Source organism: Planifilum fimeticola, assembly GCF_003001905.1.
Classification (GTDB): Bacteria; Bacillota; Bacilli; order Thermoactinomycetales; family DSM-44946; genus Planifilum; species Planifilum fimeticola.
Map to the genome: position 1 here is coordinate 50,890 of NZ_PVNE01000007.1, position 26,373 is coordinate 77,262.

General features: G+C 59.3%; 25 protein-coding genes and 1 pseudogene. 9 read left to right on the top strand and 17 right to left on the bottom strand.

Going from position 1 to position 26,373, the window contains the following annotated elements:
* Positions 1-156: 156 nt before the first annotated feature.
* Genes rbsB through CLV97_RS06120 form a run of 6 tightly spaced genes read right to left on the bottom strand, consistent with a single transcriptional unit; the run spans position 157 to position 5,914 of the window.
* Positions 157-1,080 carry a ribose ABC transporter substrate-binding protein RbsB gene (rbsB, locus tag CLV97_RS06095; RefSeq protein WP_106344639.1) on the bottom strand — a complete coding sequence of 308 codons (924 nt, stop codon included), beginning with the start codon at positions 1,078-1,080 and terminating at the stop codon, positions 157-159.
* 40 nt (positions 1,081-1,120) lie between these two features.
* Positions 1,121-2,071: an ABC transporter permease gene (locus tag CLV97_RS06100; protein ID WP_106344640.1), complete on the bottom strand. Its 951-nt coding sequence runs from the start codon at positions 2,069-2,071 to the stop codon at positions 1,121-1,123.
* Positions 2,068-3,567, bottom strand: coding sequence for a sugar ABC transporter ATP-binding protein (locus tag CLV97_RS06105; RefSeq protein ID WP_106344641.1), 1,500 nt, complete (start codon positions 3,565-3,567; stop codon positions 2,068-2,070). The genes CLV97_RS06100 and CLV97_RS06105 overlap by 4 nt, the downstream gene beginning before the upstream one ends.
* Before the next feature lie 14 nt (positions 3,568-3,581).
* Positions 3,582-3,977, bottom strand: a complete 396-nt coding sequence (gene rbsD, locus CLV97_RS06110) for a D-ribose pyranase (RefSeq protein ID WP_106344642.1) — start codon at positions 3,975-3,977, stop codon at positions 3,582-3,584.
* Between the two features lie 3 nt (positions 3,978-3,980).
* A complete protein-coding gene (gene rbsK / locus CLV97_RS06115; RefSeq protein ID WP_106344643.1) occupies positions 3,981-4,916 on the bottom strand; it encodes a ribokinase in 936 nt (311 codons plus the stop codon).
* Positions 4,913-5,914 (bottom strand): LacI family DNA-binding transcriptional regulator, encoded by a 1,002-nt coding sequence (locus CLV97_RS06120; RefSeq protein WP_106344644.1) that lies wholly within the window; start codon positions 5,912-5,914, stop codon positions 4,913-4,915. Before CLV97_RS06120 ends, rbsK begins: the two co-directional genes overlap by 4 nt.
* A 498-nt stretch (positions 5,915-6,412) precedes the next feature.
* Here CLV97_RS06120 and CLV97_RS06125 point away from each other — a divergent pair, with 498 nt between their 5' ends.
* From CLV97_RS06125 to CLV97_RS06135, 3 genes are all read left to right on the top strand, one after another.
* Entirely contained in the window at positions 6,413-7,726 is a 1,314-nt protein-coding gene (locus tag CLV97_RS06125) for an aspartate aminotransferase family protein (protein WP_281257588.1), read from the top strand.
* Between the two features lie 13 nt (positions 7,727-7,739).
* Positions 7,740-9,155 carry a sodium:solute symporter family protein gene (locus tag CLV97_RS06130; protein ID WP_106344645.1) on the top strand — a complete coding sequence of 472 codons (1,416 nt, stop codon included), beginning with the start codon at positions 7,740-7,742 and terminating at the stop codon, positions 9,153-9,155.
* A 153-nt stretch (positions 9,156-9,308) separates the two neighbouring features.
* Positions 9,309-11,051: a glycoside hydrolase family 3 protein gene (locus tag CLV97_RS06135; protein WP_106344646.1), complete on the top strand. Its 1,743-nt coding sequence runs from the start codon at positions 9,309-9,311 to the stop codon at positions 11,049-11,051.
* A 216-nt stretch (positions 11,052-11,267) separates the two neighbouring features.
* Here CLV97_RS06135 and CLV97_RS06140 read toward each other — a convergent pair whose 3' ends face one another.
* The 3 genes from CLV97_RS06140 to CLV97_RS06150 form a co-directional block, all read right to left on the bottom strand.
* The gene (locus CLV97_RS06140) at positions 11,268-11,489 is read right to left on the bottom strand and encodes a type II toxin-antitoxin system HicA family toxin (protein ID WP_106344647.1); all 222 of its coding nucleotides are present in this window, start codon (positions 11,487-11,489) and stop codon (positions 11,268-11,270) included.
* A complete protein-coding gene (locus CLV97_RS06145) occupies positions 11,490-11,897 on the bottom strand; it encodes a hypothetical protein (RefSeq protein WP_170070381.1) in 408 nt (135 codons plus the stop codon).
* 258 nt (positions 11,898-12,155) lie between these two features.
* On the bottom strand, positions 12,156-12,905 hold the full coding sequence (locus CLV97_RS06150) for an alpha/beta hydrolase (RefSeq protein WP_106344649.1): 750 nt from the start codon (positions 12,903-12,905) through the stop codon (positions 12,156-12,158).
* Between the two features lie 177 nt (positions 12,906-13,082).
* Here CLV97_RS06150 and CLV97_RS06155 point away from each other — a divergent pair, with 177 nt between their 5' ends.
* Positions 13,083-13,952 (top strand): BglG family transcription antiterminator, encoded by an 870-nt coding sequence (locus tag CLV97_RS06155; protein ID WP_106344650.1) that lies wholly within the window; start codon positions 13,083-13,085, stop codon positions 13,950-13,952.
* 423 nt (positions 13,953-14,375) lie between these two features.
* Here the strand turns inward: CLV97_RS06155 and CLV97_RS06160 are convergent, their stop codons facing one another.
* From CLV97_RS06160 to CLV97_RS06175, 4 genes are read right to left on the bottom strand one after another with little or no spacing between them, the layout of a single operon-like run.
* A complete protein-coding gene (locus CLV97_RS06160) occupies positions 14,376-15,452 on the bottom strand; it encodes a sensor histidine kinase (protein WP_106344651.1) in 1,077 nt (358 codons plus the stop codon).
* Positions 15,449-16,123 (bottom strand): response regulator transcription factor, encoded by a 675-nt coding sequence (locus CLV97_RS06165; RefSeq protein WP_106344652.1) that lies wholly within the window; start codon positions 16,121-16,123, stop codon positions 15,449-15,451. The genes CLV97_RS06160 and CLV97_RS06165 overlap by 4 nt, the downstream gene beginning before the upstream one ends.
* A gap of 24 nt (positions 16,124-16,147) precedes the next feature.
* On the bottom strand, positions 16,148-16,960 hold the full coding sequence (locus CLV97_RS06170) for an ABC transporter permease (RefSeq protein ID WP_106344653.1): 813 nt from the start codon (positions 16,958-16,960) through the stop codon (positions 16,148-16,150).
* A complete protein-coding gene (locus CLV97_RS06175) occupies positions 16,957-17,973 on the bottom strand; it encodes an ATP-binding cassette domain-containing protein (RefSeq protein ID WP_106344654.1) in 1,017 nt (338 codons plus the stop codon). The genes CLV97_RS06170 and CLV97_RS06175 overlap by 4 nt, the downstream gene beginning before the upstream one ends.
* A gap of 381 nt (positions 17,974-18,354) precedes the next feature.
* Between CLV97_RS06175 and CLV97_RS06180 the strand changes: the two genes are divergently transcribed.
* Entirely contained in the window at positions 18,355-18,858 is a 504-nt protein-coding gene (locus CLV97_RS06180) for a DUF5946 family protein (protein WP_106344655.1), read from the top strand.
* A 110-nt stretch (positions 18,859-18,968) separates the two neighbouring features.
* Here CLV97_RS06180 and CLV97_RS06185 read toward each other — a convergent pair whose 3' ends face one another.
* The 3 genes from CLV97_RS06185 to CLV97_RS06195 form a co-directional block, all read right to left on the bottom strand.
* Positions 18,969-19,559, bottom strand: a complete 591-nt coding sequence (locus CLV97_RS06185; RefSeq protein ID WP_106344656.1) for a YdeI/OmpD-associated family protein — start codon at positions 19,557-19,559, stop codon at positions 18,969-18,971.
* A gap of 61 nt (positions 19,560-19,620) precedes the next feature.
* A complete protein-coding gene (locus CLV97_RS06190; RefSeq protein WP_106344657.1) occupies positions 19,621-20,046 on the bottom strand; it encodes an SRPBCC family protein in 426 nt (141 codons plus the stop codon).
* Entirely contained in the window at positions 20,043-20,372 is a 330-nt protein-coding gene (locus tag CLV97_RS06195; RefSeq protein WP_106344658.1) for an ArsR/SmtB family transcription factor, read from the bottom strand. The genes CLV97_RS06190 and CLV97_RS06195 overlap by 4 nt, the downstream gene beginning before the upstream one ends.
* A 368-nt stretch (positions 20,373-20,740) precedes the next feature.
* Between CLV97_RS06195 and CLV97_RS18915 the strand changes: the two are divergent.
* The 4 genes and pseudogenes from CLV97_RS18915 to CLV97_RS06215 all read left to right on the top strand — a co-directional run bounded on the left by CLV97_RS18915 (position 20,741) and on the right by CLV97_RS06215 (position 24,511).
* A pseudogene (locus CLV97_RS18915) lies at positions 20,741-21,163 on the top strand (VOC family protein).
* Between the two features lie 206 nt (positions 21,164-21,369).
* The gene (nagE, locus tag CLV97_RS06205) at positions 21,370-22,794 is read left to right on the top strand and encodes an N-acetylglucosamine-specific PTS transporter subunit IIBC (protein ID WP_106344659.1); all 1,425 of its coding nucleotides are present in this window, start codon (positions 21,370-21,372) and stop codon (positions 22,792-22,794) included.
* 121 nt (positions 22,795-22,915) lie between these two features.
* Positions 22,916-23,830, top strand: coding sequence for a DUF7916 family protein (locus tag CLV97_RS06210; RefSeq protein WP_106344660.1), 915 nt, complete (start codon positions 22,916-22,918; stop codon positions 23,828-23,830).
* Positions 23,831-23,977: 147 nt separating this feature from the next.
* A complete protein-coding gene (locus CLV97_RS06215; RefSeq protein WP_245891396.1) occupies positions 23,978-24,511 on the top strand; it encodes a PTS sugar transporter subunit IIA in 534 nt (177 codons plus the stop codon).
* Here CLV97_RS06215 and CLV97_RS06220 read toward each other — a convergent pair.
* Positions 24,505-26,277, bottom strand: a complete 1,773-nt coding sequence (locus tag CLV97_RS06220; RefSeq protein ID WP_106344662.1) for a glycoside hydrolase family 3 protein — start codon at positions 26,275-26,277, stop codon at positions 24,505-24,507. The two genes, CLV97_RS06215 and CLV97_RS06220, sit on opposite strands and share 7 nt — an antisense overlap.
* Between the last annotated feature and the right edge of the window lie 96 nt (positions 26,278-26,373).

Here is a 26,373-nt window from a genome sequence, read left to right on the forward strand (position 1 = left end):
ACAACAAGAAGTCAACAGCCTCGATGGTTTGTCCGCCTTCAAGTGAACAAAAGCTGCAACCCACGGAACGTAATGTTCTCCTCTACTTAATGTCTTTCTCCCGATTACGTCCCACCGCGGTTTTTCGTCTTTAACGCGGCTTGTCTGTCGTACAAATCACTTCTTCGTAATCAGTTCCAGCTCCACCGGATAAAACTTATCCACTTTCTCTCCCTTGGCGGCCTTGACAGCCACTTCCGCGGCGATCCGGCCCATCTCCTCCGGCTTCTGGGCGATGGTGGCGGCCATGTCTCCCTTTTCGACGGCCTTCACCGCATCCTCGATGGCATCGAAGCCGACGACCAGGATCTCTTTCTTGGCGCCTTGAATCGCCTCCAGCGCGCCCAACGCCATTTCGTCATTATGGGCGAAAACCGCCTGGATGTCCTTGTGGCTCTGCAGGATGTTCTCCATCACGTTCAGGCCCTTCGCCCGGTTGAAGTCCGCCGGCTGGGAAGCCACCACCTTCACACCCGGCTTGCCGTCCACGGCTTCGTGGAATCCCTTGCCCCGGTCCCGGGCGGCGGAGGTTCCGGGGATTCCCTCCAGCTCCACGATGTTGCCCTTGCCGCCCAGCTGCTCCAGGATATATTCACCGGCCATTTTCCCGCCCGACACGTTGTCGGAGGCGATGTGGGCCACCGTTTCCCCGCCTTCGGCTTCACGGTCCACGGTGATCACCGGAATTCCCGCCTGATTGGCGGACTCCACGGCACTGGAAACCGCATGGCTGTCCGTGGGGTTGATCAGGAGAATGTCCACCTTCTTCTGGATCAAGTCCTCCACGTCACTCAACTGCTTGGCGCTGTCATCCTGGGCATCGACGACGATCAGTTCCGCACCGGAGTCCTTGGCCGCCTTCTCCGCTCCCTCCTTCAGGGTGACGAAGAAGGGGTTGTTGAGCGTCGAGATGGAAAAACCGATCGTCACGCTGTCATCCTGCTTCTCTTCCTGCTGCTCCAGGCCGGACTGGCTGGAACAGCCCGCGATCAATCCGACGACCAACACGGCCGTCAACAGGGAAAACCACACCTTTTTCATCCTCGCATACCTCCTGGTTTTAAGCTTTTCATCCAATGCATCAGGTATTCCGGGACCGATCCAACAGCACCGCCAGCAGAATCACCCCTCCCTTCACCACTTGCTGGTAGAAAGAGGATACATTCAGCAGGTTGAGGCCGTTGTCCAGCACCCCGATGATCATGGCGCCGACCAGGGTGCCGGCAATCCAACCGCGCCCGCCGGACAGGCTCGTCCCCCCGAGGACGACGGCGGCGATCGCATCCAGCTCGTAGGCCACACCCGCCGTCGGTTGGGCGGAACTGAGGCGGGAGGTCAAAATGATCCCCGCCAGGGATGCGAACAGGCCGCTGATGGCATAGACCCGGATCTTCACCCGGTCCGTCCGAATCCCGGAGAGGACGGCCGCCTCCTCATTTCCTCCCACCGCGTAAATGTGGCGGCCGAAGGTGGTGTTGCGAAGCAGATAGTAAAGGATGAGAAAGGAGAGCAACATCCAGATGACCGGCACGGGAATTTCGAGAAAATATCCCTTCCCCAACAGGGAGAAGGCGTCGTTGCTGAAGGTGATGGGACGCCCTTCCGTGTAAACCAGCGTCAATCCCCGATAGATCGTCATCGTCGCCAGGGTGGCGATAAAGGGAGCCACCCGCCCCTTGGCCACCAGAAGCCCGTTGGCCGCTCCCATCAGGGTGCCGGCCGCCAACCCGGCGAGGACGGCCAGGATTGGGTCCGTTCCCCCGGCGATCATACCGGCGCTGAGGGCGCCGGAGAGGGCCAGGATGGATCCGACGGACAGATCGATCCCGCCGGTCAGGATGACGAAGGTCATCCCGAAGGCGAGCAGGGCGTTGATGGAAATCTGCCGCAATACGTTGAAAATGTTGGTGATGGTCAGGAAGTCCTCGCTGATGAAGGACAGGACGATGACGATGGCACCGAGGCCCATCAGGGGACCGATCTTTTGAAACAGGCCCAACCGTCCCCCTGTATTCTTCCATAGACTGTTCATGACGCGCACCCTCCCGAGGCGGCGGCCAGAATTTTTTCCTGGGTCGCCTCTTCTCTTTTGAATTCGGCGGCGATCCGCCCCCGGTGCATCACCAGCACCCGGTCGCTCATCCCCAACACCTCCGGGAGATCCGAAGAGATGAGCAGGATCGCCATGCCTTCCCGGGTCAACCGGTTCATCAGCCGGTAAATCTCCTCCTTGGCGCCGATGTCCACCCCCCGGGTCGGTTCATCCAGGATGAGCACCCGGGGCGAGGTGGCCAGCCATTTGCCGATGACAACCTTTTGCTGGTTCCCACCGCTTAAGAAACGAACCTCCTGCCCCGGCCCCGCGGTTTTGATCGACAACCGCCGGATCGATTCCTCCACCAGGCGCTTCTCCTTCTCGCCGCGGATCACCCCGCGGGCGGACAAGGCGTCCAGATTGGGAAGGGAAAGGTTTTCCCGGACCGAAAGGGACAGGACCAATCCCTCCTCCTTCCGGTTTTCCGTCACAAAGGCGATGCCTTCGCGGATGGCGTCGGCCGGGTGTCGGACCCGGACCTCCTTTCCGTCCACCCACACCTTCCCCCGATCGGGGGCATCGACGCCGAAGAGGAGGCGGGCCGCTTCCGTCCGCCCGGCGCCCATCAGGCCGGTCAGACCGACGATTTCCCCGCTCCGGATCGAAAAGGAGACGTCTTCCACCTGCCCCTTCCGGGTGAGCCCTTCCACCCGCAGCCGCTCTTCCCCCGGTTCCACCGGTTCCCGGAAGTGGTGGTTCTTGATGTCCCTCCCCACCATCATCCGGATCAATTCATCCACGTCGATCTCATCCGCCCGCCGGGTGCCGATCCACTCGCCGTCCCGAAGGACCGTAATCCGGTCGCAGATTTCGAAGATCTCCTCCATCCGGTGGGAAATGTATATCATTCCCACTCCCTTTTTCTTTAATGAGCGGAGGATTCGGAAAAGGGTGTCGATTTCCCGGTTGGTCAGAGCCGATGTCGGTTCGTCCAGCACCAGGATCCTGGCCTGCATGGAGAGGGCGCGGGCGATCTCCACCAGCTGCTGCTCCCCCACGGACAGGGAAGCCACTTCCCGGGAAGGATCCACCTCGAGTCCCAGGGGCTCCAGCCACTTGCGGGCTTCCTCCTTCATTTGCCTCCAGCGGATCCATCCCGTCCGCCCGAAAACCATCTCCCGGCCCAAAAACAGGTTTTCCATCACCGTCAGATGGGGGATCAGGTTCAGTTCCTGGTGGATGACGGCGACACCCAGCCCCATCGCCTCCCGGGCGCTCGGAATCTCCCGCTCTTCCCCGTCAATCCGGATGACCCCTCCGTCCTTCCGATGGACTCCGGCGAGGATCTTCATCAGTGTCGATTTTCCCGCCCCGTTTTCCCCCATGAGGGCGTGAATCTCTCCGGGATACAGCGTAAAGTCCACGCCGCGGAGGACCGGGACACCGGAAAATTCCTTCCGGATTCCTTTCATCTCCAAAAGATGCGCGGGCATGGGATCATCCCCCTTCAAAATGAAACACCAGCCTGCAGGATCACATTGGCGTAGGGGGTGCATTCGCCGGTCCGGACCACCGCCTTCGCCCCTTCTGTCATCCCCTTCAATTCCTCATGGGTGACCTCTTCCCACTCCGCCCCCGGAAACATCTCCTTCAGCGCCTGATGCAGCTGGGGGCTGATTCTCCCCGTCTCCTCGGCCACATACACCTTCTCCACCTCCAGCTCGGTGAGGATCGCCTCCAGCGTTTCCAGAAAACCGGGCAATCCGGGCCGGACCGCCAGGTCGATCCGCTCCGTTTCCCGCGGGATCGGAAGCCCGGCATCCGCCACGACCAGCCGGTCCGTGTGGCCCATTTCGCTGATGACCCTTGAAAGATGGCTGTTTAACAGCGTCGTCTTTTTCACCGTTCATCCTCCGTTCAGCCGTTTGGCAAAGTCTTCGACTTCCTTCCGCTGCGGCATCCCGTCCTGGGCACCGAGACGGGTGACGGCCAGGGCGGCGGTGCGGCCGGCAAAATCCACCGCGTCCGGCAGTTCCATCCCTTCGGACAGCCCGCATGCCAGAGCCGCGTTGAAGGCATCCCCCGCACCGGTGGTGTCGACCACATCCACCGCATACCCCTTCACCCGCCGAAATCCTCCCTCCGGCGACAGGAAGGCGGCTCCCTCCGCTCCCAGGGTGGTCACCACGCAGCCCGCTCCCCGCTCCAACAGCTTTCGCATCGACGCCTCCAGCCCGCCCTCTTCCACGGGACGGCCCGTCAGAAACTCCAGCTCGGAGCGGTTGGGGGTGATCACATCGGTCAGCCGGTACAGTTCATCGGGGAGCTCCCGGGCCGGGGCCGGGTTCAGAATCACCTTTTTCCCCAGCTCCTTGGCCGTGCGGGCGGCCGCGAGCACCGTCTCCAGGGGGATCTCCAGCTGGAGCAGGAGAATATCCGCACCGGAGAGCAGTTCTCTTCCCGCCGCCACGTCTTCGGGCAGACACCGGCTGTTGGCTCCCGCCACCACGACAATGCTGTTGTCTTCATCAGTCAGGAGGATGGAGGCGATACCGGTGGCCATTCCGGGCACGGTTTTCACGCCCCTGAGGTCCACTCCGCTCTTTTGGAGGGACTCCCGGAGGGATCGAGCGAAGGGATCGTCCCCCACCGCTCCGATCATCACCGCCTGAGCCCCCAGTTTGGCCGCGGCCACGGCCTGGTTGGCCCCCTTGCCGCCGGGGATGAAATGAACCGCCTCCCCCATCACGGTTTCGCCCATTTTCGGGGCGCGCTTCGCCTTGACGACCACATCCATGTTGAGACTGCCGACGATTGCCACCCTCGCCCGCTTCCGCGTCAATCCGTACCCCTCCTCGTGGTTCCTCGCTGTATCAATCGGACGTCCAGCTCCACCACCGCCTTCGGCTCCGCCCTGCCCCGGACCCGATCGATCAGATAATGGGTCGCCTTGGCCCCCATCTCGTAAATGGGCTGAGCGATGGTGGTCAGCTCCGGTTCCGTCCACTCCGTCATTTCCACACCGTCGAAACCGCAGATCGACACCTGGTCGGGCACCTTGATCCCCATCCGCTGCAGCGCCTTGAGCGCCCCGATCGCCATCAGATCGTTGCCGGCAAAAATTCCGTCCACATCGGGATGCCGTTCCAACAACCGCCGAACGGCTCCCTTTCCCCCTTCGACCGAAAAATGGCCCGGCTCGATCAGGCTCTCGTCAAACCAGGAGAATGCACCCGCAACCTCACGATATCCCTTCAGCCGTTCCCGGGCAGTTACCAATGCTTCGGGCCCGGCGATGTGTGCCACCTTTCGGCAGCCCGTATCGATGAGGTGCCGGACGGCCTTTTTCGCCCCGTCGGCGTTTTTGGCCCGGAACACGGCGCAGCTCCCGTCACCCGGTCCCCGGTCCAACACCACCAGCGGAATGTCGTTGTCGTTGATGTAGGCGACATCCTCTTCCTCCAGCGTGTTGGAGGCGATGATGATGCCGTCGATGTATTTCTGCCGCAGGACTTCAATGTAGCTCTTCTCCCTCGGACCCAAATCGTCGGAATTGCAGAAGATCACCGTGAATCCGCCGGCCCGGGCCGTATCTTCCACCGCTCGGGCCAACTCCGAAAAGAACGGGTTCTTGATGTCCGGAAGGATGACGGCAAGGGTCCCCGTCTTCCGGTTGGCCAACCCCCTTGCCACCATGTTCGGCCGGTAGTTCAGCTCTTGGATCACTTGTCGGACCCGCCTGGCCGTCTCCTTGTTCACGTAACCGTTCCCGTTCAGCACCCGGGAGACGGTGGCCACGGAAACCCCGGCCCGGGCAGCCACATCCCGAATCGTTGCCATATCTGTTTTCAACCTCCATATGTAACCGGTTACACATCGACGATAAAAAAATATCCGATACATGAGTAACCGGTTACATACAGTATAAATTCCCTGCTGATGGAGTGTCAATTGTGCAATAATTACCAGATCTCCACTCGTCCCCGCTAGCCCCAAATCCGGAGCCGGCCGCTTCAAGTTCTTTAATTTCTTCTTGAGAAGGAGGAGATTCCGCCGGGAATCCACAAAGCAGTCCGTATCATCACCGGTCGAAAGCGGTGACAGGCTTCTTCGGATGCGATTATGTTTTCCTCCGGCACAGACCGCGGCCGCTCCCCTCATCCCGTCAACATTTTCCTCCTGGACGATGTGGATGTTTATACGTATAATCGTATTGTTATGCGGAAACGCGAGAATCCGGTCACCCCGAAAACATCATCCCCTCGCATCCAATCAGCGCCGCCGTCCCCTGCAGACGTGAGGGACGCGGAAGCCGCTGAAGAAAAAGGAGTGATTCGCTTGAGCACGCCGGAATCGTTTCTGAAGAGAATGAATCGCCATCTGGCTCCGACCATGACCAAGGATTTCCCCAACCTGCCGGTGATCGGCGAAGAAGGGTGTTACTACCTGGGGCTGGACGGCAGGAAATACCTCGATTTCACCTCCGGCATCGCCGTCACCAACGTGGGGCACCGCCATCCGAAGGTGGTGGAGGCGATCAAAGCGGCGGCGGATCGTTTTCTCCACGGCCCCATGGGAGTCATCGTCTACGAATCCGCGCTGAAATTGGCGGAAGAGCTGGCCCGCATCCTGCCAGACGGGCTGGATTCCTTCTTTTTCGGAAACAGCGGGACCGAGGCGGTGGAAGGAGCGATCAAGCTGGCGAAACACGCGACCGGGAAGCCCTGCGTCGTTTCGTTCACGGGTTGTTTTCACGGCCGCACCCTGGGCGCCCTGAGCGTCAGCACCTCCAAGAGCAAATACCGGAAGCATCTGCACGCAGTCTCCGGGGTTTACCAGATTCCCTATGCCGATCCCCGCAAATGCCCGCCGGGTCAGGACGTCGCTGCCTGGTGCGCGGAGGAGCTGGAACGGAACCTGGAACGTCTCTTTCACCATCAGGTTTCGCCGGAAGAAATCGCCTGCGTGATCCTTGAGCCCGTCCTCGGCGAAGGCGGATACATCGTTCCGCCCCGTCAGTGGCTGGTCCGTCTGCGGGAGATCTGCGACCGGCACGGCATCTTGCTGGTCTTTGACGAAGTGCAGACCGGGTTCGGAAGAACCGGCCAGTGGTTCGCCGCCCAGACCTTCGGCGTGACGCCGGACATCATGTCCATCGCCAAGGGCATCGCCTCGGGCTTGCCCCTCGGCGTCACCGCCGCTTCCCGGGAGCTGATGCGGAAATGGACGCCGGGCGCCCACGCCACCACCTTCGGGGGTAACCCGATCGCCTGCGAGGCGGCACTGGCCACCATCCGGGTAATCGAAGAGGAAAACCTTCTGGCCCGTTGCCGCCAGATGGGAGCCTACGCGCGGGAAAAGCTGGATGAGCTCCGCAAAAAGCATGCGCGTATCGGCGATGTTCGCTCCGTCGGCCTCATGATCGGGATCGAAATCATCGACCCGACGACCGGCGAGCCGGACGGGGAGACGCTGCTCAAGATCCTCCACCGATGCGCCGATTACGGCGTCTTGTTCTATCTCTGCGGAAACCGGGGAGAAGTGATCCGCATGATCCCCCCGCTCACCGTCACCCGCGATCAGATCGATGAGGGATTGAAGGTGCTCGACCGGGTCTTGGCCGAGCTGGACAACGGCCATCCGGTTTTATAAAGGAGGTTATCGAATGAATCGGTTGGATACGGGAGTGATTCTGGTCTATTTCCTCGTCCTGATTGTGATCGGCATCATCGGGACCCGAAAAGTCCGCACCTCGGAGGAATACGTACTGGCCGGCCGCAATTTGGGGCTGATCGTCTATTGCAGCTGCCTGGTGGCGGTCATCATCGGCGGGGCCGCCACCATCGGCACCGCCCGGCTGGGATACGAGCACGGAATCTCCGGCATGTGGTTTGTCGCGATGCTGGGGCTCGGCATCATGTTGCTCGGCCTCTTTTTCAGCGGCGCCTTCAACCGATTGAAGGTGACCACCATCAGCGAACTCCTGGGACTCAAATACGGGGAGCAGACCCGCCTCCTTAGCGCCGTGGTGGCGGTGATCTACACCATCATGGTGACGGTGACGCAGGTGATCGGCATGGGGGCCATCATCCACGCCATCCTCGGCTGGGAATTGACGACCTCCATGATCGTCGGCGGGGGAATCGTCATCTTTTACACGTTGTTGGGCGGCATGTGGAGCGTCACCATGACCGACGTCATCCAGTTCGTCATCATGACCGTCGGCGTATTCTTCGTCATGCTGCCCATGTCCCTCTCCCACGTCGGCGGCTTCTCCGCCCTCCTGGCCAAGGTTCCGGCCGCCCACCTGGATTGGACCCACATCGGCGGAGCTCAGATCTTCCAATATTTCCTCCTGTACTGCCTGGGGATGGTGGTCTCCCAGGATATCTGGCAGCGGGTGTTCACGGCCCGGTCCGCCTCCGTCTCTCGAAAGGGCGCCCTGTTTGCCGGCTTCTACAGCATCGCCTGGGCCATCGCCCTCAGCCTGATCGGAATGTGCGCCCTCGTTTCCCTGCCCGACCTAAAGCAGCCCCAGGACGCCTTCGCCGCAATGGCGGGCGGCATCCTTCCGCCCGGTCTGCTGGGGTTGGTGCTCGCCGCCGTCTGCGCCGCGCTGATGTCCAACGCCTCCGGATCCCTGCTCGCATCGTCCACGCTCCTGACCAACGACATTCTCATCCGTTTCCTGTTCAAAGGAGCCGACGATCGAAAATACATCTGGATTTCCAAATTGGCCACCTTGTCCCTGGGGGCGCTCGCCATCGTCTTCGCCATCTGGATCCAGGACGTGCTGGTGGCGCTGGACGTGGCCTACGCCATCCTGTCCGGGGCGATCTTCATCCCGGTCGTCATGGGTATCTTCTGGAAAAGAGCGACCCCCAAGGCCGGCTTCTCGGCGGTCATCGGCGGCACGGCGGTCGTAATCGGCGGACTGGCCGTTTTGGGCATCACCTCCACCGATCCCATCATGTACGGCATGGCCGCCAGCCTGATCATCATGGTCGTCGTCTCACTGATGGACAAGAGCCGGCCCCTTCGCGAAACAACCCTACCGGCCGAACAACAGTTGAAATCGTGAAAAATACACGGACAAAAAACGCCTTTAGTCCCTCCAAACCCTGCGGGTGGAGGGACTTTTTGTTTGAATTCTCCCAATTGAATTCAAATGACAAGGAAAAGACGGATCCCTCGTCGAACAGGTTCAACAATCCCGCCTTAAGGAGGATGGTCCATGTCCCTCTTTCGCCGCGTGTGGATGGGAACCGTCGCTTCGATCCTGGGCGTCGCCTTGACCGCATCGGTGCCGACCGCTCCCGCTTCGGCGCGGGCAACCCCTTCCTGCAAGGGGTTGGCGGAAAGCCTTCTTTCCCGGATGACCCTGGAGGAGAAGGCCGGACAGATGGTGATGGCGGTCACCCACGATGCCCCCGGCGGCATGCCCGACGAAAATACCCGAAAAATCCTTCAGGACTACCACGTCGGATCGGTGATCATCTACAACAAACCGGATCCCGCCTTCATGGCCGAATACAACAACCGGCTTCAGAAGTGGGCATCCCATACCCGGCTGGGAATCCCCCTCCTGATCTCCGCCGATCTCGAGTTCGGCGCCTTCCAGAACATCCGCCGGGGCACCACCGCCTTTCCCCGGCAGATGGGAATCGGGGCCACCCACAGCGTCAAGGATGCCGAGGAAGCCGCCCGGCTGACCGCCCGGGAGGCCCGGGCGATGGGCTTTCACTGGAACTTCTCCCCGGTGGCCGATGTGAACACCAATTCGGAAAATCCCGTGATCGGCGTCCGCTCCTTCGGCGAAAACCCGCAACAGGCTGCAAGGCTGACCGCCGCGCAGGTGCGGGCGTACCAGAAAGAAAAGGTGATCGCCTCGGCCAAGCATTTTCCGGGACACGGGGACACGGATGTGGACTCCCATCTCGGATTGCCCACGGTCGGTTATGACCGGGAAACTCTGGAAAAGGTCCACCTTCCGCCCTTTCAGGCCGCCATCGACGCGGGGGTCGACTCCATCATGACGGCCCACGTGGTGGTGGAGGCGATCGATCCGGAACTCCCGGCCACCCTGTCTCACAAGGTGCTGACCGGCCTTTTGAGAAACGAGATGGGCTATGACGGGATCATCATCACCGACGCCATGACGATGGACGCCATCGACGAAAACTGGGGCACCCGGGAGGCCACGGCGATGGCCGTGCAGGCCGGAGCCGACGTGATCATGTCCACCGGCTCCTTTGAGGATCATGTGGAAACCATCAGCGCGATCCTCGACGGGGTCCGGACCGGAGCGATTTCCGAAAAACGGGTGGACGCCTCCGTCCGCCGGGTGCTGCAGGCCAAATGTGAGTACGGTCTGTTCGCCGATCGCTACGTCAACCCGAAACGGGCGGAAAGGGTGAACGGCCAGCCCTCCCACCGGAAAAAAGCGGATGAGATCGCGCGCCGCGCGACCACTCTGGTGAAAAATGAAGGGGTGTTGCCTTTTCGGCGGAATGAGAACCAAACCACCCTGGTGGCGGGGGTAATCCAAGTGCCGGAAGCGGTGGAAGTGGTCCAGGCGATCGGGGGAGGCGAGGTGATCGGATGGCAAGCCCGGACTTACGATCCGACGGCGGAAGAGATACAGGAAGCGGTCCGGCTGGCCGAGCAGGCGGATCGGATCCTGGTCGCCACCTATTCCCAGAGCAAACTCCCACCGGGACAAAGCGAGTTGGTCCGGGCCCTGCAGAAGACGGGAAAACCGGTGGTCGCCCTCTCCCTGGGTCTGCCCTATGACCTCGCCGACTATCCGGAGGTGGATGCATACCTCGCATCCTACGCCCTCGACCGTTGGCAAACCCCCAACCCCACCGCGCTTCGGGCGGCAGTCGAAGTAATCTTCGGCAAACAGCCGGGGGGGCGTCTCCCGGTGAGCATCGGCGATCTTTACCCCTACGGACACGGACTGCGCTACGACTGACACCGCCGATGGACACTCGGGCAACGGGACGGTTTTGGACGGCGGTTTGTATCGCGTCGTGAACCATTCGACGCTCCCATGGGTCCGATATACGAACAGGCGGGCAAATTGCCCGCCTTCTATCGTTGAAAACGCATCAAGAGGGATCGATTGTTCGCCGGACGCCCCCCTCTGCATGGAGTTGAGGAGGAAAAGCGCCTCCGAACACCTCCTTTCTCACTTCCCCCGGTTAAATTCCTCCATCGTGATCTTCAGTTGCTTCTTCAGGATCTGCTGCCAAAGCCGTTTGGGGATTTCCCCGCTGCCGCGTGAAACCTTGGTTCGCAACACGGTTCCATCCGGAAGCTGCTTCTCGAAATAGATGTGATCCCTTTTCCCCGGCAGCTCTCTCCAACCGTTTCTCCGGCAGTATCGTTCCAACTCCCTCCAGGTGGGCACTCAATCGATCAGCTCCATCACTTCATCTTCACTTTCAGCCAATTGTACACGAAGAACGGCCGGGAAGTGGTGACGTCGGTTTGGAGAGGAAAAGTACATGGGGAATTGGGCAAAGTAGTGCTCGGAGTAGATTAACAGTTCCTTGGCCAGAGCCCTTCGGAGGGATTCGAGGTCCGGGGCGTTTTCCACCAGGTCCAGGCCTTCCAGTGAACCGGTAACCGATCCGTCTTCTTCATGCTCAACTTTCATCGTAAACCGCACTCCATTCAACAACTCCCTGGCATGATCCAGCGAGATGGCCAGTATATGATCCCGATTACGCTTCACTGCCTGGGGGCGCCCTCGCACGACGCCGTCAATAAACTCGCTCCAATGCCGGCGGACCTCGGTGGCGTTCATCGCTTGCATCATCAACCCTCCTCACCTCCTATTGTAACAGAATATGCACAAAGTGTACATTCTGTACGTTTTATGTATTCCGCTTTTCATTGTTTCCTATTTTCTCTCGGCACATGCGCCTTAGAATCTCTTGTCTTCCCCCCTGAGATGACATCTCTTCCAACTCCAAAGGCGGGCAGATTGCCCGCCTTCAATCGTTGAAAGCGTATCAAGAGGGAGCGGTTTTCCCCCGCTTCTATTTCCTCACCGATACCTGCCAGTCCCTGATCACTCCTTCACCAGACGGCGGATAAACTTCTCCGTTTCCCTTTTGATCAATTCCTTGTCGTTGTCGAGGGTGGCCACATGGTAGGAGTTTTTGAGCTCCACCAATTCCTTGTCCTCGCTCGAAAGCTCTTCGTAAATAAACCGGGAGTTGGAAGGAGGAACCACGTGATCCTCCGTGGAGACGAGGATCAGGGCGGGACAGGTGATGGAAGAGACCTTCTCCCTGGTCTCCGCCATGAACCGCACCAGCTCCCGCACCGACTTCAGGGGTGTTTTTTCATAGGCCAGCTCCTTTACGCCCGGAGCCTTGATGTCCGAGCCGAGGGGTTCCAGGAAGCGAGGTTCCTCCAATTGGGCCACCTTCTCCAACTCCTCCATGAACATGGCGGCGTTGATCAAGACGATGCCCCGAGTCTCCGGATACCGGTGCGCCAGATGGAGGGCCAACGTCCCTCCCATGGACAGGCCGACCACGAACACCCGGGAGCACCTCTCCTTGAGCAGACGGTACCCCGCCTCGGAGGAAGCAATCCAGTCCTTATAGGTGGTCTTTTCCATCTCCTCGGGATGGGTGCCGTGCCCCTTCAGGCGGGGACCATGGACGGTAAACCCGCATTGGGCCAGGTACTCGCCGAGCTCCCGCATGCTTTGGGTCGTGCCGGTAAATCCGTGCTGAACCAGCACCCCCACCTCGTTCCCCTCAAAGAAGAAGGGCTCCGCTCCTTTCATCACCGGATAGGAATCCGCCATCCCACCCGACCTCCTTGAAGAAAAATTCTCCTTCAAAGATATAAATAGACTGAACGTTCCGATCCAAAACGCAATCCGGAACGCGGCGGCCAAAATGTTTGCGGAAAAGGATTTGGCCCTCCCTTTGTGGAATTCGGTGAACAGCGAGGTGCGGAAGGCGGAAGGAGACAGCGGAGGATGAGAATGAAACGGGGCCATTATGTGGTGGATCGTTCGCTCAACAACAACGTGCTGGTGGTGCGGTCGCCGGACGGGGAGGAAGAGATTCTCATCGGCCGGGGATTGGGCTTCGGCGCGCGGCGCGGAAATCCGATCGACCCGGAGGACCCTCGGATCGAAAAGCGGTTTACCCTGGCCAATCCGGACAATCGCGCCAAATTTAAGCAGCTTTTCACTGTGGTCAGCGACGAGGTGATCGGCGTCGCCGAGGAGATCATCGCCCACGCCACACCGCTGCTGGGCCCCCTGCACGAACACATCCACGTTGCATTGCCGGATCACATCGGCTTCGCCCTCAAACGCCTCAAAGGCGGGCTGGAAATCGACAACCCCTTTCTCGAGGAAATCCGGTTCCTGTATCCCGAGGCCTGGGGTCCTGCCGCCGACGCTGCCAAGCTGATGGAAAAGCGCTTCGGCGTCAAGATCCCCGATTCGGAAATCGGATTCTTGACCCTGCACCTCCAGGCCGCCCGGGAGCGGGGAAAATGGTCGGAAACCATCCGCGTCACGGAAGGCGTGCGTGCGGCGGTTCAGGAGATGGAACGCCAATTGAATCGGTCCCTCCCCAGAGAATCCCTGGATTACGTCCGTTTCGTCACTCATGTACGGTTTGCCGTTCAACGCGCCCTCACCGCTCAGCCCATCGTCAATCCGCTGATCCGCGCCATCCGGGAGCGCCTTCCCGAAAGCTTCCGACGGGCGCAAGCGGTGGCCGACAGGCTGGAAGACAGGCTTCACATCAAACTCCCGGAAGATGAAGTGGCCTACCTGGCCATGCACGTGGCGCGATTCACGGGAGAACGGGATGCTTCCGGAACTCCTGAGTGAATGGATTCCTTTTTCTTGCGTAATCACAGCGGAAAAATCGAATCCGGAAAGAAAGCAAGCTAGATCGTTTTTTTCGAAAAAAACCGGAGAAATGAGAAAAAGGGCGCATGAGCCCTATAGGTTGTCGACATAGCCTAAGAGGGAGCGATTTTTCGCTGAACGACCCCTGCCACATGGAATCGAGGCGAAAAATCGGTCTTTGACCTGATCGGAAAAATCCCATCAGACGCCGAAGGGGGGACCGCTTCGTTTCACCTTCATGGCAAAGGCACTCAGCGGCACACCCCCTTTTCCCTATATCATTCTTTACAAAGCAAGATGTCTGCAGTCTCAAGGCGCGCGGCGTCCTTTTTTCTTCACCCTTGCAGCACCTTCAAAGATGGCCGAGTCCCAACGCATCCGCCAGGAACGCCCGCCTCCCCTTCAACCGCTCTGCGCGGAGGCGGGAGATTGGAGGGGAAGCTCCACGGTGAAAGCGGCCCCTTCCCCCGGCCGGCTGTGCACCGAAATCTTTCCATGATGGATTTCAACAATTTTCTTCGCGATCGACAAGCCGAGACCGCTTCCGCCGGCGGCGCGATGGCGGGATTTGTCCGATTTATAAAACCGCTCAAAGATGCGGTGCTGATCCTGCTTTCTGATTCCCGGCCCGGTGTCGCAAACGGTGACAACTGCCTTGTCGCCTTCGCGCTCAAGCCGGATGGTGATCCTCCCCCCTTTCGGCGTGAATTTGATGGCGTTGTGAATCAGGTTCAGCCACACTTGACTCAGCAGGTCCTCATCGGCAGTGATGACCACCTTTTCGAGCTCTGCGCTCATGTCCAAATCTTTTTCCGCCCACTGCGGTTCGCAGCGAAGAAGGATCGTCTGAAGCTGCGCATCCAGACGATAGGGGGCGGGGAAAAAGGAATGCTGGTTCGATTCCAACATCGTCAGCCGCAGCATATTCTCGCTCAACTTGGACAGCCGGACGCATTCCGTTTCAATGATGTCCAGGTAACGCATCCTTTGCTCCCGGCTCAGATCCTCGTTTTTCAGCGCCCGGGCGAACCCGCGGATCGAAGTGAGGGGAGAGCCGATCTCATGGGACACGTTCGAGATGAACTCCTGGCGCATCTCCTCCATCGCCCGCAATTGGGCGACCATGTCATTGAGGCCCGTTACCAGTTCCGTCATGGGATGATTCCGCTTCTCCCGATCCACATGGAAATTGACGCGAAAATCGCCCTTCGCGATCCGTTGGATGGCATTCATCAAGTTTTGCCAGTACGCCTTTTCGTGCCTCCGTATGAACGGCGCGATCGCGCTCATGCTGATCCCCATCAGAAGGAATCCCGTGTTCGCCGTCACAAGCTGCCGGACCAAGGGTTGCGGCCGCCAGTCCAGGCGGTCGTAAACCGCCTCCGCCAGGAAAAAGGCGGCGGTCCAGTACGCGCTGATGACGGCGATCATGGCAATCAGCGTCAAGACCGCCTTCAGCGCAAACCATGGCCGTTTCATCGGCAGGCCTCCAACCGGTAACCGAGTCCCCGAATCGTCCGGATCAAAAAGGGAGCATCCGGATGAGCAAACCGCTCGCGCAGCCGCTTGATGTGCACGTCCACCGTTCGTTCATCCCCTTCGTAATCGTAGCCCCAGATCTGTTCGATCAATTCGTCCCGCGTAAACGTTTTGCCCGGATAGCTGGCCAGCTTGAAGAGCAGTTCGAACTCCTTCGGCGGCAAGGCGATCTCCCGGTCTCCCATCCGGCATTCGTACGTCTTGCGGTTTAAGGACAAGGGGCCGATCTGCACGGTTTGCGATGTGGCGATCCGGTACCGTTTGAGCAGGGCTTTGACCCGGGCGACCAGTTCGAGCGGGTCGAAGGGTTTGACGAGATAATCGTCCGCCCCGAGTTCAAATCCCTTCACTTTTTGCCTCGTCTCCCCCTTGGCCGTCAACATCAGAATCGGCACGTCGCCGACGTCGCGCAGTTCCCGGCAGAGCTCCCACCCGTCCATCTCCGGCATCATGATATCCATGATGACCAAATCCACGCTCACCGTTTCCAGCAGGCCCAGCGCCTCTTTTCCATCGGCCGCCTCGTGGACCTCAAAGCCCTCAAGGCTCAAAAAATGATTCACCAGTTCCCGGATATGTGCGTCATCGTCGACGACCAGGATTCGCGCCATTTTCATCTCCTCTCTTTCGATTGGCTACGCGCGGCGCATGTACACGCGGACCGTGATCGGGGCAAAGATCGCGACGATTGCCGCCGCGCCCAGCAGGGAGACCGTGAAGTCGGCGCCCATCGTCCCCTGATTGGCCATCTCGCGGACGGCCGCGATCATGTGGGAAATCGGGTTGATTTCGGCAAACCATCGCATCCAGCCGGGCATCGTCTCCACCGGCACGAAGGCATTGGAGACAAACATGAGCGGAAACAACACCACCATGGAGATCCCCTGCAAACTGGAGGCATCCCGCGCGATGACGCCGAGGAAGGCGAAAATCCAGCTGAGGGCCCACGCGCAGCAGACGGCGAAAACGGCCGCGAGCGCCACGCCGGCAAGGCCTCCTTCCGGTCGGTAGCCGATGAGATACCCCGCGCTGAACGTTACAACGGCGGCGATGGCGTACCGGACCGTATCGGCCAACAAGATTCCCGCCAACGGAGCGATCCGGGCGATCGGCATCGCTTTAAATCGGTCAAACACGCCCTTGTCCATATCATCTCGAAGTTGAACCCCCGAGGCAACGGCGGCCCCGACCAACGTCTGGATCAGAATGCCGGGAACGATGATCGGCAGGTAGTCCCGCACATTCCCCGCGATGGCCCCGCCGAAGATGTAGGTAAACATCAGGGTGAAAAGGATCGGCTGGAAAGTGACGTCGGAAAAATGCTCCGGCGTGCGCCGAACTTTCAGCAGACTGCGACGGGCCATCGTCAGCGTTTGACTTACTGCCTGGGAAAAGCTTGCACGATTTTTCAACGGTCGATTGACGGACGGAAGTGAAATGCTTTTCATCCCATTTTTTCCTCCCTCGCAACACCAAATTCTTCTGCGCTTATTCCCGCCTCCCGGCCGGTGATGGCCAGGAAGACCTCATCCAAGGTGGGTTTTTGCACGCTGATCTCCGTCAGGCGAATTTCCTCCCGGCGCAAGGCGATGAGCAGGTCCGTCACCTGGGACGCATCGGCCATCGGAGCCGTGATGTTCCCGGTTTCCGGGGACACCGTCGACGGGACACGGAGAACCCGCTCGATGATGCGCCTTGCCGTTTCGATCTCCCCGGGATGCCGCGGCTTGATCTGCAAGGACGACCGGCCGACGGAGGTCTTCAGTTCATCGGGTGTCCCTTCCGCAACAACCCGGCCGTGATCGATCACGGCAATTCGATCCGCCAGTTCATCCGCTTCCTGCAAATATTGGGTCGTCAGCAGCACCGTCGTTCCCGTTTTCACCAGGCGGCGAATCGTCTCCCACATTTGATTGCGCGTGCGCGGATCGAGACCGGTGGTCGGTTCGTCCAGAAAGAGGAGGGGCGGCCGGGCGATGAGGCTGGCGGCGAGATCCAGGCGCCGGCGCATACCGCCCGAGAAGTGCTTCAACGGGCGCTTTGCCGCTTCCGTCAGGCCGAACTCCTCCAACAGTTCGCCGGTTTTTCGCCGCGCCTCTTTTCGGCTCAGCCCCAGAAGTCTGGAAAAGATCATCAGATTTTCCACCGCATTAAGCGATTCGTCGACGGATGCGTATTGGCCGGTGACACCGATCAACTGCCGGACCCTTTGCGGCTCTTTCACGACATCGTAACCGAAAATCTTGGCAAAGCCGGCGTCCGGGCGCAACAACGTGGCCAGCATCCGGATGGTCGTTGTCTTGCCGGCCCCGTTGGGGCCCAGCACTCCGTAGACGGTGCCCGCCTGCACGTACAAATCGAGACCGTTCACCGCCCGGTGGGTGCCAAAGCTTTTCACCAATCCGCGCGCTTCCACGGCCCATTCCCGGTCCTTCGGCGCGGTTTGCGGTTCATATGTCATGTCGGGATATCCCTCCTCCTTGAATCGATTCGCACATGAATCGTAGCAGGCGATTGTGAACTGAATATGAACAACTTCCTCCGAAAAAACAAAAACAGCCCTTCATCGGAGATGACAGGCTGTCGACAACGCGTCAGGAGGAAGCGATTTTTCGTCGAGGGCCCCCTGCGGCTCGGTGTCGCGAAAATTGGTCTCCCGGGTTTGTCAGCAGTCCACCGCTTTCATCTCAGGGCTGACTTTGACTTGCGCATGTGTTTTCCCTTCAATCCCGGCCGAGTAAGTCCTTGTTGCTTCAGCACCTTTCCGGGCATTACCGCCAAAACCGGCCCCCGTCCTTCGCTTCCGGACTTTACAGGTTTAAAATAAGGTGGGTGATGATCGATGAATCGTTTCTCGAAATGCCCCGGATGCGGGGCGGAGCTTCCCGATCGGCAATTGCCGATGAGCGACCGTTATCTCGCGAGCGGAGAATGTTGGGAATTGTACGGGGAATTGACCGCAAACAACATGGTGGAAATGGACCCTTTCTTTTATCATCAATTGTGCGTGGATGCCTACGGAGCGCAGCATTCGGGAGGACCCGTCAAACCCATCACCACCGTTTTTTCGCTGATCGGTCTGTACTTGGCCGTCGAGCGCGGATTTACGGGAAGACAAGTACAAAACGCGCACATGAAGCTGGCGAAAAAGGCGGGAAAGGGAGCCGAATGGCCCCGGCTTGAACCGCCGGAGCGGACATGGGAAATCACGGTTTCGGATGTGGTGAGCGCGGAGGCGGGAAACAGCAGAAAGGAAATGATCAAAAAATGGGCGGAGACGGTGTGGAGAAGCTGGGCGCATCAGCACGACCGCATCCGGACCCTGTGCGAGAAGTGGATTTTGTGAGTCGGCGCGTATCGCAGCCGCGCCCCTTGGTACCATCCGTTTCCGTGGCTCAAAGAAGGTGACGGCCCCCCGACGGGCGAAACGGGACGAACAAAAGCGGATGGCCCCGCCTAATCGTTCATTCCTTTTCCGCTCAAAATGTGCGGGATATATTTTTCGATGCGGTTCAACCGGGTTTCGGGCTTCTTGGCCGAAGAAAAATGAAGAAGATACGCCCTCTGCCGGCCCGGCGTCAGCTTTTCAAAGGCCGCTTTCAATCCCGGCACTTCCTCAAACTTTTTCTCCAATTCCTCCGGAATCGGCTCCGCTTTTTCGGGAGGCTCCCATTTCAGTCCGGATTTTTCCACTTCGATGGCTTCCTCGATATAGGACTTCAAAACCGGGCGCAGTTTTTGGATTTGTTCTAAGCCGGTAAACCGAATCTGTCTGGCCAACTGGACGTTTTTCGTCTGTTGGACGAGGATGCCCCGGGGATCCTTTAACAGGGCGCCCTTGTGAAACAGGAGGGCGCAGTAATTCTTAAACCCGTGGATCAGCACGATGTTTTTTCCCTCATAAGTATAACAGGGATGCATCCACTTGAAATCCTCGACAAGCCCGCAGTCCAGGACGATCTCCCTCAGCAGCTGAAATTCTTCCTTCCACTGCTTGAGCTTGTCAAAATAGGCATCCAATTTCGGATTCCTCTTTCCTTCACCCATCAACATTCACCTCTTGAAAGCAATGGCTCGCCCGCCGCCGGCCACGCTGATCCCATACGTGTTATCCTTGTTCCAACACTTTTTTAAGCTCCCCGCACCATTTCCCCCAACCGTACCTGGCCCCTTCCAGACCTTGCTGCTGGGAAAACCCGGTCTGTTCGAGATGGAGATTGACTCTCCCGTCCCCCAAGTCCTGCAGCGTCCAGACGATCTTGTGTTCTTCCCCGCCGCTGGCCCAGGTATAGGATAACCGGGTCGGCGGTTCGACAACCAGCACTTCGCCCTCAATTATCCCGTCCCAACCGTTGAACGGCTGTGCGCGGAACTGAAAACGGTGCCCAACGACGGGCTTGAAATTGTTCTCCATCGGCTCGCCGCTGCGAATGTCGACCATCCATCTGGAAAGTTTGTTTGAATCGGTCAAAGCGGACCACAGCTTCTCCATCGTCGTCGTAAACTGAAAATCCATCGACAGTTTCAGGCTCACTCTTCTTCCTCCTTCAAAAATTGATCCAGACGTGACATATTGGCACTCCAGAACACGCTGTAATAGGTCACCCAATCCTGAACCTTCTTCAGCGGTAAGGCATTGAGACGATATCGCGTCTCTCTGCCCGCTTTCCGGTCCACAACCAGTCCGGCCTCTTTCAATATTTTCAAATGCTTGGAAACCGCCGTCCGGCCTATCGAAAACTGCGCCGTCAACTGGTGAAGCGGCAATTCTCCCTTCTCGGCCAGCAGTTGGATAATCCGACGTCTCGTTGAATCGGCAATTGCGTCAAATACATCCCGTGACGGCTTATTTCCGCTCATGACACCCCCCCTCCTGATGGATCCCGGCCACGTTCCCTGCGGCAGGCGGCATCCCGCCTCTCGATGCGGGGAAAAGAGCCCTTCGGTATCCGGAAAAGGACACCTTTTGGTGTCGAATATATTATATGACACCTTTTGGTGTCCTGTCAAATATTTTCATCCCCTATTTTTTACAGGCCAAGCCAATCGATCCGGGGCTTCGACGCGGAAAACTTCGCCGAAGACCCTTTGAACGATTTTCCTCTTCTGTCCTGTTGGAGAAGGTTGATCCAAAAACAGCAAATAAAAAGAAACGGATCTTCCATGGCGCTCGCATCATCCCTCGCCACGGAGCGCCATGCAAAAGATTTTTCGCAGAGGTGATAAAGATGTCGCTTACAGCAAAAAACATTTACATCAACCTGCCGGTGAAGGATTTGCGGAGATCGACGGAGTTTTTTGGCCAAATCGGCTTCCAATTCGACGAACGGTAAACGGACGAAAATGCAACCTGCATGGTGATGAACGATAACATATTTGCCATGCTGCTGAGGGAGGATTTTTTTCAATCCTTTACGAAAAAGGAGATTCCTGATCCGGGCCGGGCCGAAGCGCCGAAGTCATCGTGTCCCTGACCGCGGACAGCAGGGCCCGCCGTGGACGAAATCCTCAAAAGGGATTTGGCCGCCGGAGCCATCTCCGCAGGCGGTCCGGTCGACCACGGCTTCATGTACAGCCGGAGTTTTCGCGATCCTGACGGCCATATCTGGGAGTTTTTCTACATGGATCCCGACGCGGAAGGGCAGCAATAATGGGTCTCTCGTCGCCGCGGAGGATTTGCGAAGGCTGCATCCGTCCGGTTCATCGCGAATGCCGTTGCAAGATGCTGGCGCAGATGGTAACATGAAATTGAGCGTGTTACTGCCGACAAGGGCAGGCATGAGCTTATCAGCTTGTGCCTGCCCTTTTTGCTTTCGGCAGAAAAGCGCTTACAAAAACAAGGGGGAGGTTGAAGAACATGTTGGGTCAGTTGCAACGGCTGGGCAAATCGCTCATGTTGCCGGTGGCGGTGCTGCCCGCCGTGGGACTCCTGTTGCGCTTCGGTCAACCGGACTTGTTGGACATTCCGTTTATCGCGGCAACCGGCAGCGCCGTCCTGGACAATCTACCGATTCTTTTCGCCATCGGCGTGGCCATCGGCCTGGCGAAGGAAAACCACGGTGCGGCGGGGCTGTCCGGTTATATCGCCTACGAAATCATCACCAAAGGGGCACAGGCCATCAACGAGGACATCAACATGAGCGTCCTCGGCGGAATCATCGCCGGAATTCTCGCGGCCTGGCTGTACAACCGGTATCACACCGTCAAATTGCCGGACTATCTCGGATTCTTCGGCGGCAGGCGCTTCGTCCCCATCGTCACCGCCGGCGCGGCCATCGTTCTCGCCTTTGTGTTCGGCTATGTCTGGCCCTACATTCAAGCGGGCATCGATGTTCTGGGCCACGGACTGACCGGCATCGGCGCCATCGGTGCCGCCATCTACGGGTTCCTGAACCGTTTGCTCATCCCGCTGGGGCTTCACCACGTCATCAATTCGTACATCTGGTTCGTCTTCGGCGAGTATGAAGGAAAGACCGGGGATCTGCACCGATTCTTCGCGGGCGACCCGACCGCCGGCGGATTCATGGCGGGCTTCTTCCCCATCTTCATGTTCGGTCTGCCTGCGGCCGCCCTGGCCATGACACTGGCGGCCAAAAAGGAAAGGCGTCCCGCCGTTGCCGGCTTCATGCTGAGTGCGGCGCTCACCGCCTTCCTGACGGGAATCACCGAGCCCCTGGAATATGCCTTCATGTTCCTGGCGCCGGTGCTCTACGTCCTGCACGCCCTGTTGACGGCGATCAGCCTGGCTGTGGTCTATGCCCTTGATATCCGGCACGGATTCTTCTTCTCCGCGGGCGCCATCGACTACTTCCTCAACATGGGGCTGGCGGAGAGGGGATGGTGGCTGATCCCCATCGGAGCCGCGTTCTTCGCCCTTTACTTCCTCGTGTTCTACTTCAGCATCAAGGCCTTCAACATCCAAACCATGGGGCGCGAGTCGGAAGGGGAAGCCGCCCAAAGCGGAGGATTCAGCGTCTTTGACGAATATCAGCTCGCTTCGAAAGAAGAGGGCAAGGAGGAAGAAGAGGCGGAGGGCGATATGGCCGAACAGGCCCGTCAGTATCTCACCGCCATGGGCGGAAAGGAAAACATCCTGGAAGTGGAGGGATGCATCACCCGGTTGCGGCTGAGGGTGAAAGATGCGAGCCTCCTGGACGAGGAGGAGTTGAAACGGCTGGGCGCCGCGGGGGTCATGAAACTGGATGATCAGCACGCTCAGGTCGTCGTCGGCACCATCGCCGACATGTTGGCGGAAGCGATCCGGCATCAATTGAAAAAATGACGAATAGGCGAATCGAATCCTTCCCTTGGCATGTGCGAATACCGGAGGGGGTGCGCCCTTCCCCCCGTCAAACGGCGCGCCCCCTCCGCCCTTATAAAAGAGCGAGGAGGCGAAAACCGACGTGAAACGCATCCTGGATTGTCACGGCAGCGATTTTGCCGCCATGAAGGGACCGGAACTGAAGGCCTCGATTCGGGCCGCCGAAGGTCGCACCCTGCTTTCCGAACTCATCGTCTGCTTCCCCTCTCCCTTCGAAGACGCATCCCTTCCGGAAGTGGCGCGCTCCTTCGGCGCGGACCTGTTGTTGCTCAACCTCTTTGACGTCGATCGCCCGCGCATCTGCGGATTGACCGTGGAAGAAGGGGCGGAAGTCGTTCGCCTGGCCAAGCGGTTCACCGGAAGACCCATCGGCGTCAATCTGGAGCCGGTGGATCCCGATCCGTCCATGATGGAGGAGCAGATTCCGATCAGCGCCGGGAGGACTCTGAACCCGGACAGCATCCGGAAGGTGAAGGAATTGGGCTTTGATTTCCTCTGCCTGACGGGGAATCCCAAAACGGGCGTCACCAACGACGCGATTATCCGGGGAATCCGTCTGGTGCGGGAAATGCTCGGGCAGGAACTGTTGATCATCGCCGGGAAGATGCACGCCGCCGGCACCGACGAAGGTTGGACGGAAGAGGGACTGGTGAAGTCGGCTGACCGGTTCGCGGAAGCGGGAGCGGATGTGGTGCTGCTTCCGGCCCCCGGGACCGTACCGGGGGTGGACGTGCCGATGCTGCGCCGGGCCGCCGAAGCGGTTCATGCACGGGGTGGGCTCATCATGGCCGCCGTCGGCACCTCCCAGGAAGGGGCGGATACGGAAACGGTCCGCACCATCGCGATGGAAAGCAAAAAAGCCGGGGCCGACATTTTTCACTTGGGTGACGCCGGACTCATCGGGATGGCACCTCCCGAAAACCTTTTCACCGCCTCCGTCGCCCTCCGCGGAAAGCGCCATACATACCGCAGGATGGCCTCCTCCGTCCTTCGCTGAGAGCCGAGGGCGGAGGGAACGCATCGCAGGCAGGGCACAGTCGCTCGCGGCTCCTTCCGACTCCTTTTCTCCGGTCTTCCGCACATCCCCGGAACCCGGCGTCCGTGCGGCCGCGCGGGGCCATCCCACGACATCAAACGAGAAGGTGTGGTGATCGCAATGCTGTTTTGGCGAAGAAAAAAATCCATTCCGTCCCATGAAGCCGACTGGATCAGGATCCAAGCTCCCTTCAGCGGAAAAACGGTCCCGCTGACCGAAGTTCCGGATCCCGTTTTCGCCCAAAAGATGGTGGGGGACGGAGTGGCGATCCTCCCGGAATCCGACCGGCTGTTGTCCCCCGTCGCCGGCACGCTGACCCATCTCTTTCCGACGGGTCACGCCGCGGGAATCACCACCGACGAGGGACTGGAAATCCTCGTCCACATCGGAATGAACACCGTCGAACTGAAGGGCGACGGGTTCACCGTCCTGGCCACCCCGGGAAAACGGGTGGAGGTGGGGGAACCGATCATCCGCATCGATCTGGAGAAGCTCCAGAGGACGGCCAAATCGATGATGTCGCCGGTCGTGGTGACCAACATGGACCGGGTGGAAAAAATCAAACCCGCAGCATCGTCGGTCGTCCAGGCCGGAACCGACGAATTGCTGCGGGTGTTGCCGAAGCCGCCGAAGGATCAATAGCGGAGGCCAAAACCGTATTCAAACATCCCGGGCACCGTGACAGGCAACTTTCCGGAAGGATTGACCTCTCCCGTCAGTGCCCTGGCCAGCGCGCGAACCGAAACGTCCCGGTTTCCGTAAGTCGCCAGGTTTCCGTCCACCTCCGGGAAAGCGGCGATGTCGTAGGGATTTCTCATCGCCGCGACCACCACCGGTTTGTCCGCCTCCTTCAAGGCGCGGACCAGGTTCTGCTGGCCGGTGTTGGAATCCGCGTTATAGGTGGTGACAATGACCGTATCGACATCCTTCGCCTTCTCCAGGGCCGCTTCGATCTGCTCCGGTGTCGGAGTGGCCCCCGTCGTGTAAGCATCGGCGGAGATGCCCTTTTCTGCCAGCAGCGAAGCGAGCCGTTCCGGTTTGCCGTCGGAAGGACCGGTCACCAACAGGCTTTTTTCCCTGGAGAGGGGGAGCACCCCCTTTTCATTTTTCAGGAGGGTGATGCTTTTATCGGCAATCCGGTCCGCCGTTTCCAGATGCTTGTTGTTCCCGATGACCCGGGTCGCCTTTTCGTCCACGTAGGGATGATGGAACAGTCCCCGCTTCATCTTGTACCAAAGGATTCGGAACACGGATTCATCCAGGCGCTTCTTGCTGATCTCGCCGCTCTTGACCGCATTCAGCACCGCGTTGTAGGCGAGATCCACATCCGGCGGATTCAGCAGAATGTCCGCCCCCGCCTTGAACGCCTCGACGGGAACCCGTTCCGGCGGCAGGACGTTGGCCCCCGACATGCCGAGGCTGTCGGTGATGATCAATCCGTCAAAGCCCATCTCCCTGCGAAGGAGGTCGGTCAGGATCGGTTTGGAAAGGGTGGCCGGAAGCCCCGAGTCATCCAGGGCCGGTACCACGATGTGGGCCGTCATGATCGCGTCGATCCCCGCATCGATCGCCGCCCGGAAAGGCTTGAGATCCACCTTTTCCAGGGTTTCACGGTCGTGATGGATGATCGGAAGACCGTAGTGGGAATCCACATCCGTATCCCCGTGCCCCGGGAAATGCTTGGCGGTGGCGACGATATTTTGTCCCTGGAATCCCTTCACCTGAGCCACGCCCATCTTGGAGACCAGGTCCGGATCCTCGGAGAAGGAACGCACATTGATGACCGGATTGGCCGGATTGACGTTCACATCGAGGACGGGGGCCAGATCCATGTTGATGCCGAGACTTTTCAATTCACGCGCCATGATTTCGGCCGATTTCCCGGCATATTGAACGGACCGGGTCGCACCCGTGGCCATGCTGCCCGGAAAAACCGTGGCCGGTTCCGTCACCCGGGCGACCAGACCCCCTTCCTGGTCCGTGGAAATGAAGAGCGGAATCTGCATGCGCTGCTTCATGGCGATCTTCTGCAGTCCGTTTGAAAGGGCGTTCACCTGCTTCGCGTCGATAGGGGTGCCGATGTTGTCCGTCCAGTTGAAATAGATCACGCCGCCGACGTGATACTTCTCAATGACCTCTTTGAAGTTTCTTCCGCCCCGCTTCTCCTCCAGATTGATTTCCTCGTAATCCGGGTCCGTCGGCGTCCTGCCGTACACATGCACCATGAACAGCTGCCCGACTTTTTCCTCCAGGGTCATCTTCCGGATTTTGCTCTGAATCCAACCCTTTGCCACGCGATCCTCCTTCCAGCCCGGCTTAACGGCATCCCCCGCCTTTGCCAGGGCGGCGGCCGGAAGGATGGTGAAGAGGACCAGGACCGAACACAGAACAGCAAGCCATCTGCGCATGTACACGATTCCCCTCCCGTTTCTTGTTCGGGCAGCGCTGATCCCGCCCGCAGGCGTCCTTCCCCACATATGAAAGCGTTCCCCCGGGGAAACGAG

What these genes read in the sequence shown, in the direction of transcription:
- rbsB (WP_106344639.1), bottom strand. Translation starts at nt 1,080, where the DNA reads ATGAAAAAGGTGTGGTTTTCCCTGTTGACGGCCGTGTTGGTCGTCGGA.
- CLV97_RS06100 (WP_106344640.1), bottom strand. Translation starts at nt 2,071, where the DNA reads ATGAACAGTCTATGGAAGAATACAGGGGGACGGTTGGGCCTGTTTCAA.
- CLV97_RS06105 (WP_106344641.1), bottom strand. Translation starts at nt 3,567, where the DNA reads ATGCCCGCGCATCTTTTGGAGATGAAAGGAATCCGGAAGGAATTTTCC.
- CLV97_RS06120 (WP_106344644.1), bottom strand. Translation starts at nt 5,914, where the DNA reads ATGGCAACGATTCGGGATGTGGCTGCCCGGGCCGGGGTTTCCGTGGCC.
- CLV97_RS06130 (WP_106344645.1), top strand. Translation starts at nt 7,740, where the DNA reads ATGAATCGGTTGGATACGGGAGTGATTCTGGTCTATTTCCTCGTCCTG.
- CLV97_RS06135 (WP_106344646.1), top strand. Translation starts at nt 9,309, where the DNA reads ATGTCCCTCTTTCGCCGCGTGTGGATGGGAACCGTCGCTTCGATCCTG.
- CLV97_RS06145 (WP_170070381.1), bottom strand. Translation starts at nt 11,897, where the DNA reads ATGCAAGCGATGAACGCCACCGAGGTCCGCCGGCATTGGAGCGAGTTT.
- CLV97_RS06150 (WP_106344649.1), bottom strand. Translation starts at nt 12,905, where the DNA reads ATGGCGGATTCCTATCCGGTGATGAAAGGAGCGGAGCCCTTCTTCTTT.
- CLV97_RS06155 (WP_106344650.1), top strand. Translation starts at nt 13,083, where the DNA reads ATGAGAATGAAACGGGGCCATTATGTGGTGGATCGTTCGCTCAACAAC.
- CLV97_RS06160 (WP_106344651.1), bottom strand. Translation starts at nt 15,452, where the DNA reads ATGAAACGGCCATGGTTTGCGCTGAAGGCGGTCTTGACGCTGATTGCC.
- CLV97_RS06165 (WP_106344652.1), bottom strand. Translation starts at nt 16,123, where the DNA reads ATGGCGCGAATCCTGGTCGTCGACGATGACGCACATATCCGGGAACTG.
- CLV97_RS06170 (WP_106344653.1), bottom strand. Translation starts at nt 16,960, where the DNA reads ATGAAAAGCATTTCACTTCCGTCCGTCAATCGACCGTTGAAAAATCGT.
- CLV97_RS06175 (WP_106344654.1), bottom strand. Translation starts at nt 17,973, where the DNA reads ATGACATATGAACCGCAAACCGCGCCGAAGGACCGGGAATGGGCCGTG.
- CLV97_RS06180 (WP_106344655.1), top strand. Translation starts at nt 18,355, where the DNA reads ATGAATCGTTTCTCGAAATGCCCCGGATGCGGGGCGGAGCTTCCCGAT.
- CLV97_RS06185 (WP_106344656.1), bottom strand. Translation starts at nt 19,559, where the DNA reads ATGGGTGAAGGAAAGAGGAATCCGAAATTGGATGCCTATTTTGACAAG.
- CLV97_RS06195 (WP_106344658.1), bottom strand. Translation starts at nt 20,372, where the DNA reads ATGAGCGGAAATAAGCCGTCACGGGATGTATTTGACGCAATTGCCGAT.
- nagE (WP_106344659.1), top strand. Translation starts at nt 21,370, where the DNA reads ATGTTGGGTCAGTTGCAACGGCTGGGCAAATCGCTCATGTTGCCGGTG.
- CLV97_RS06220 (WP_106344662.1), bottom strand. Translation starts at nt 26,277, where the DNA reads ATGCGCAGATGGCTTGCTGTTCTGTGTTCGGTCCTGGTCCTCTTCACC.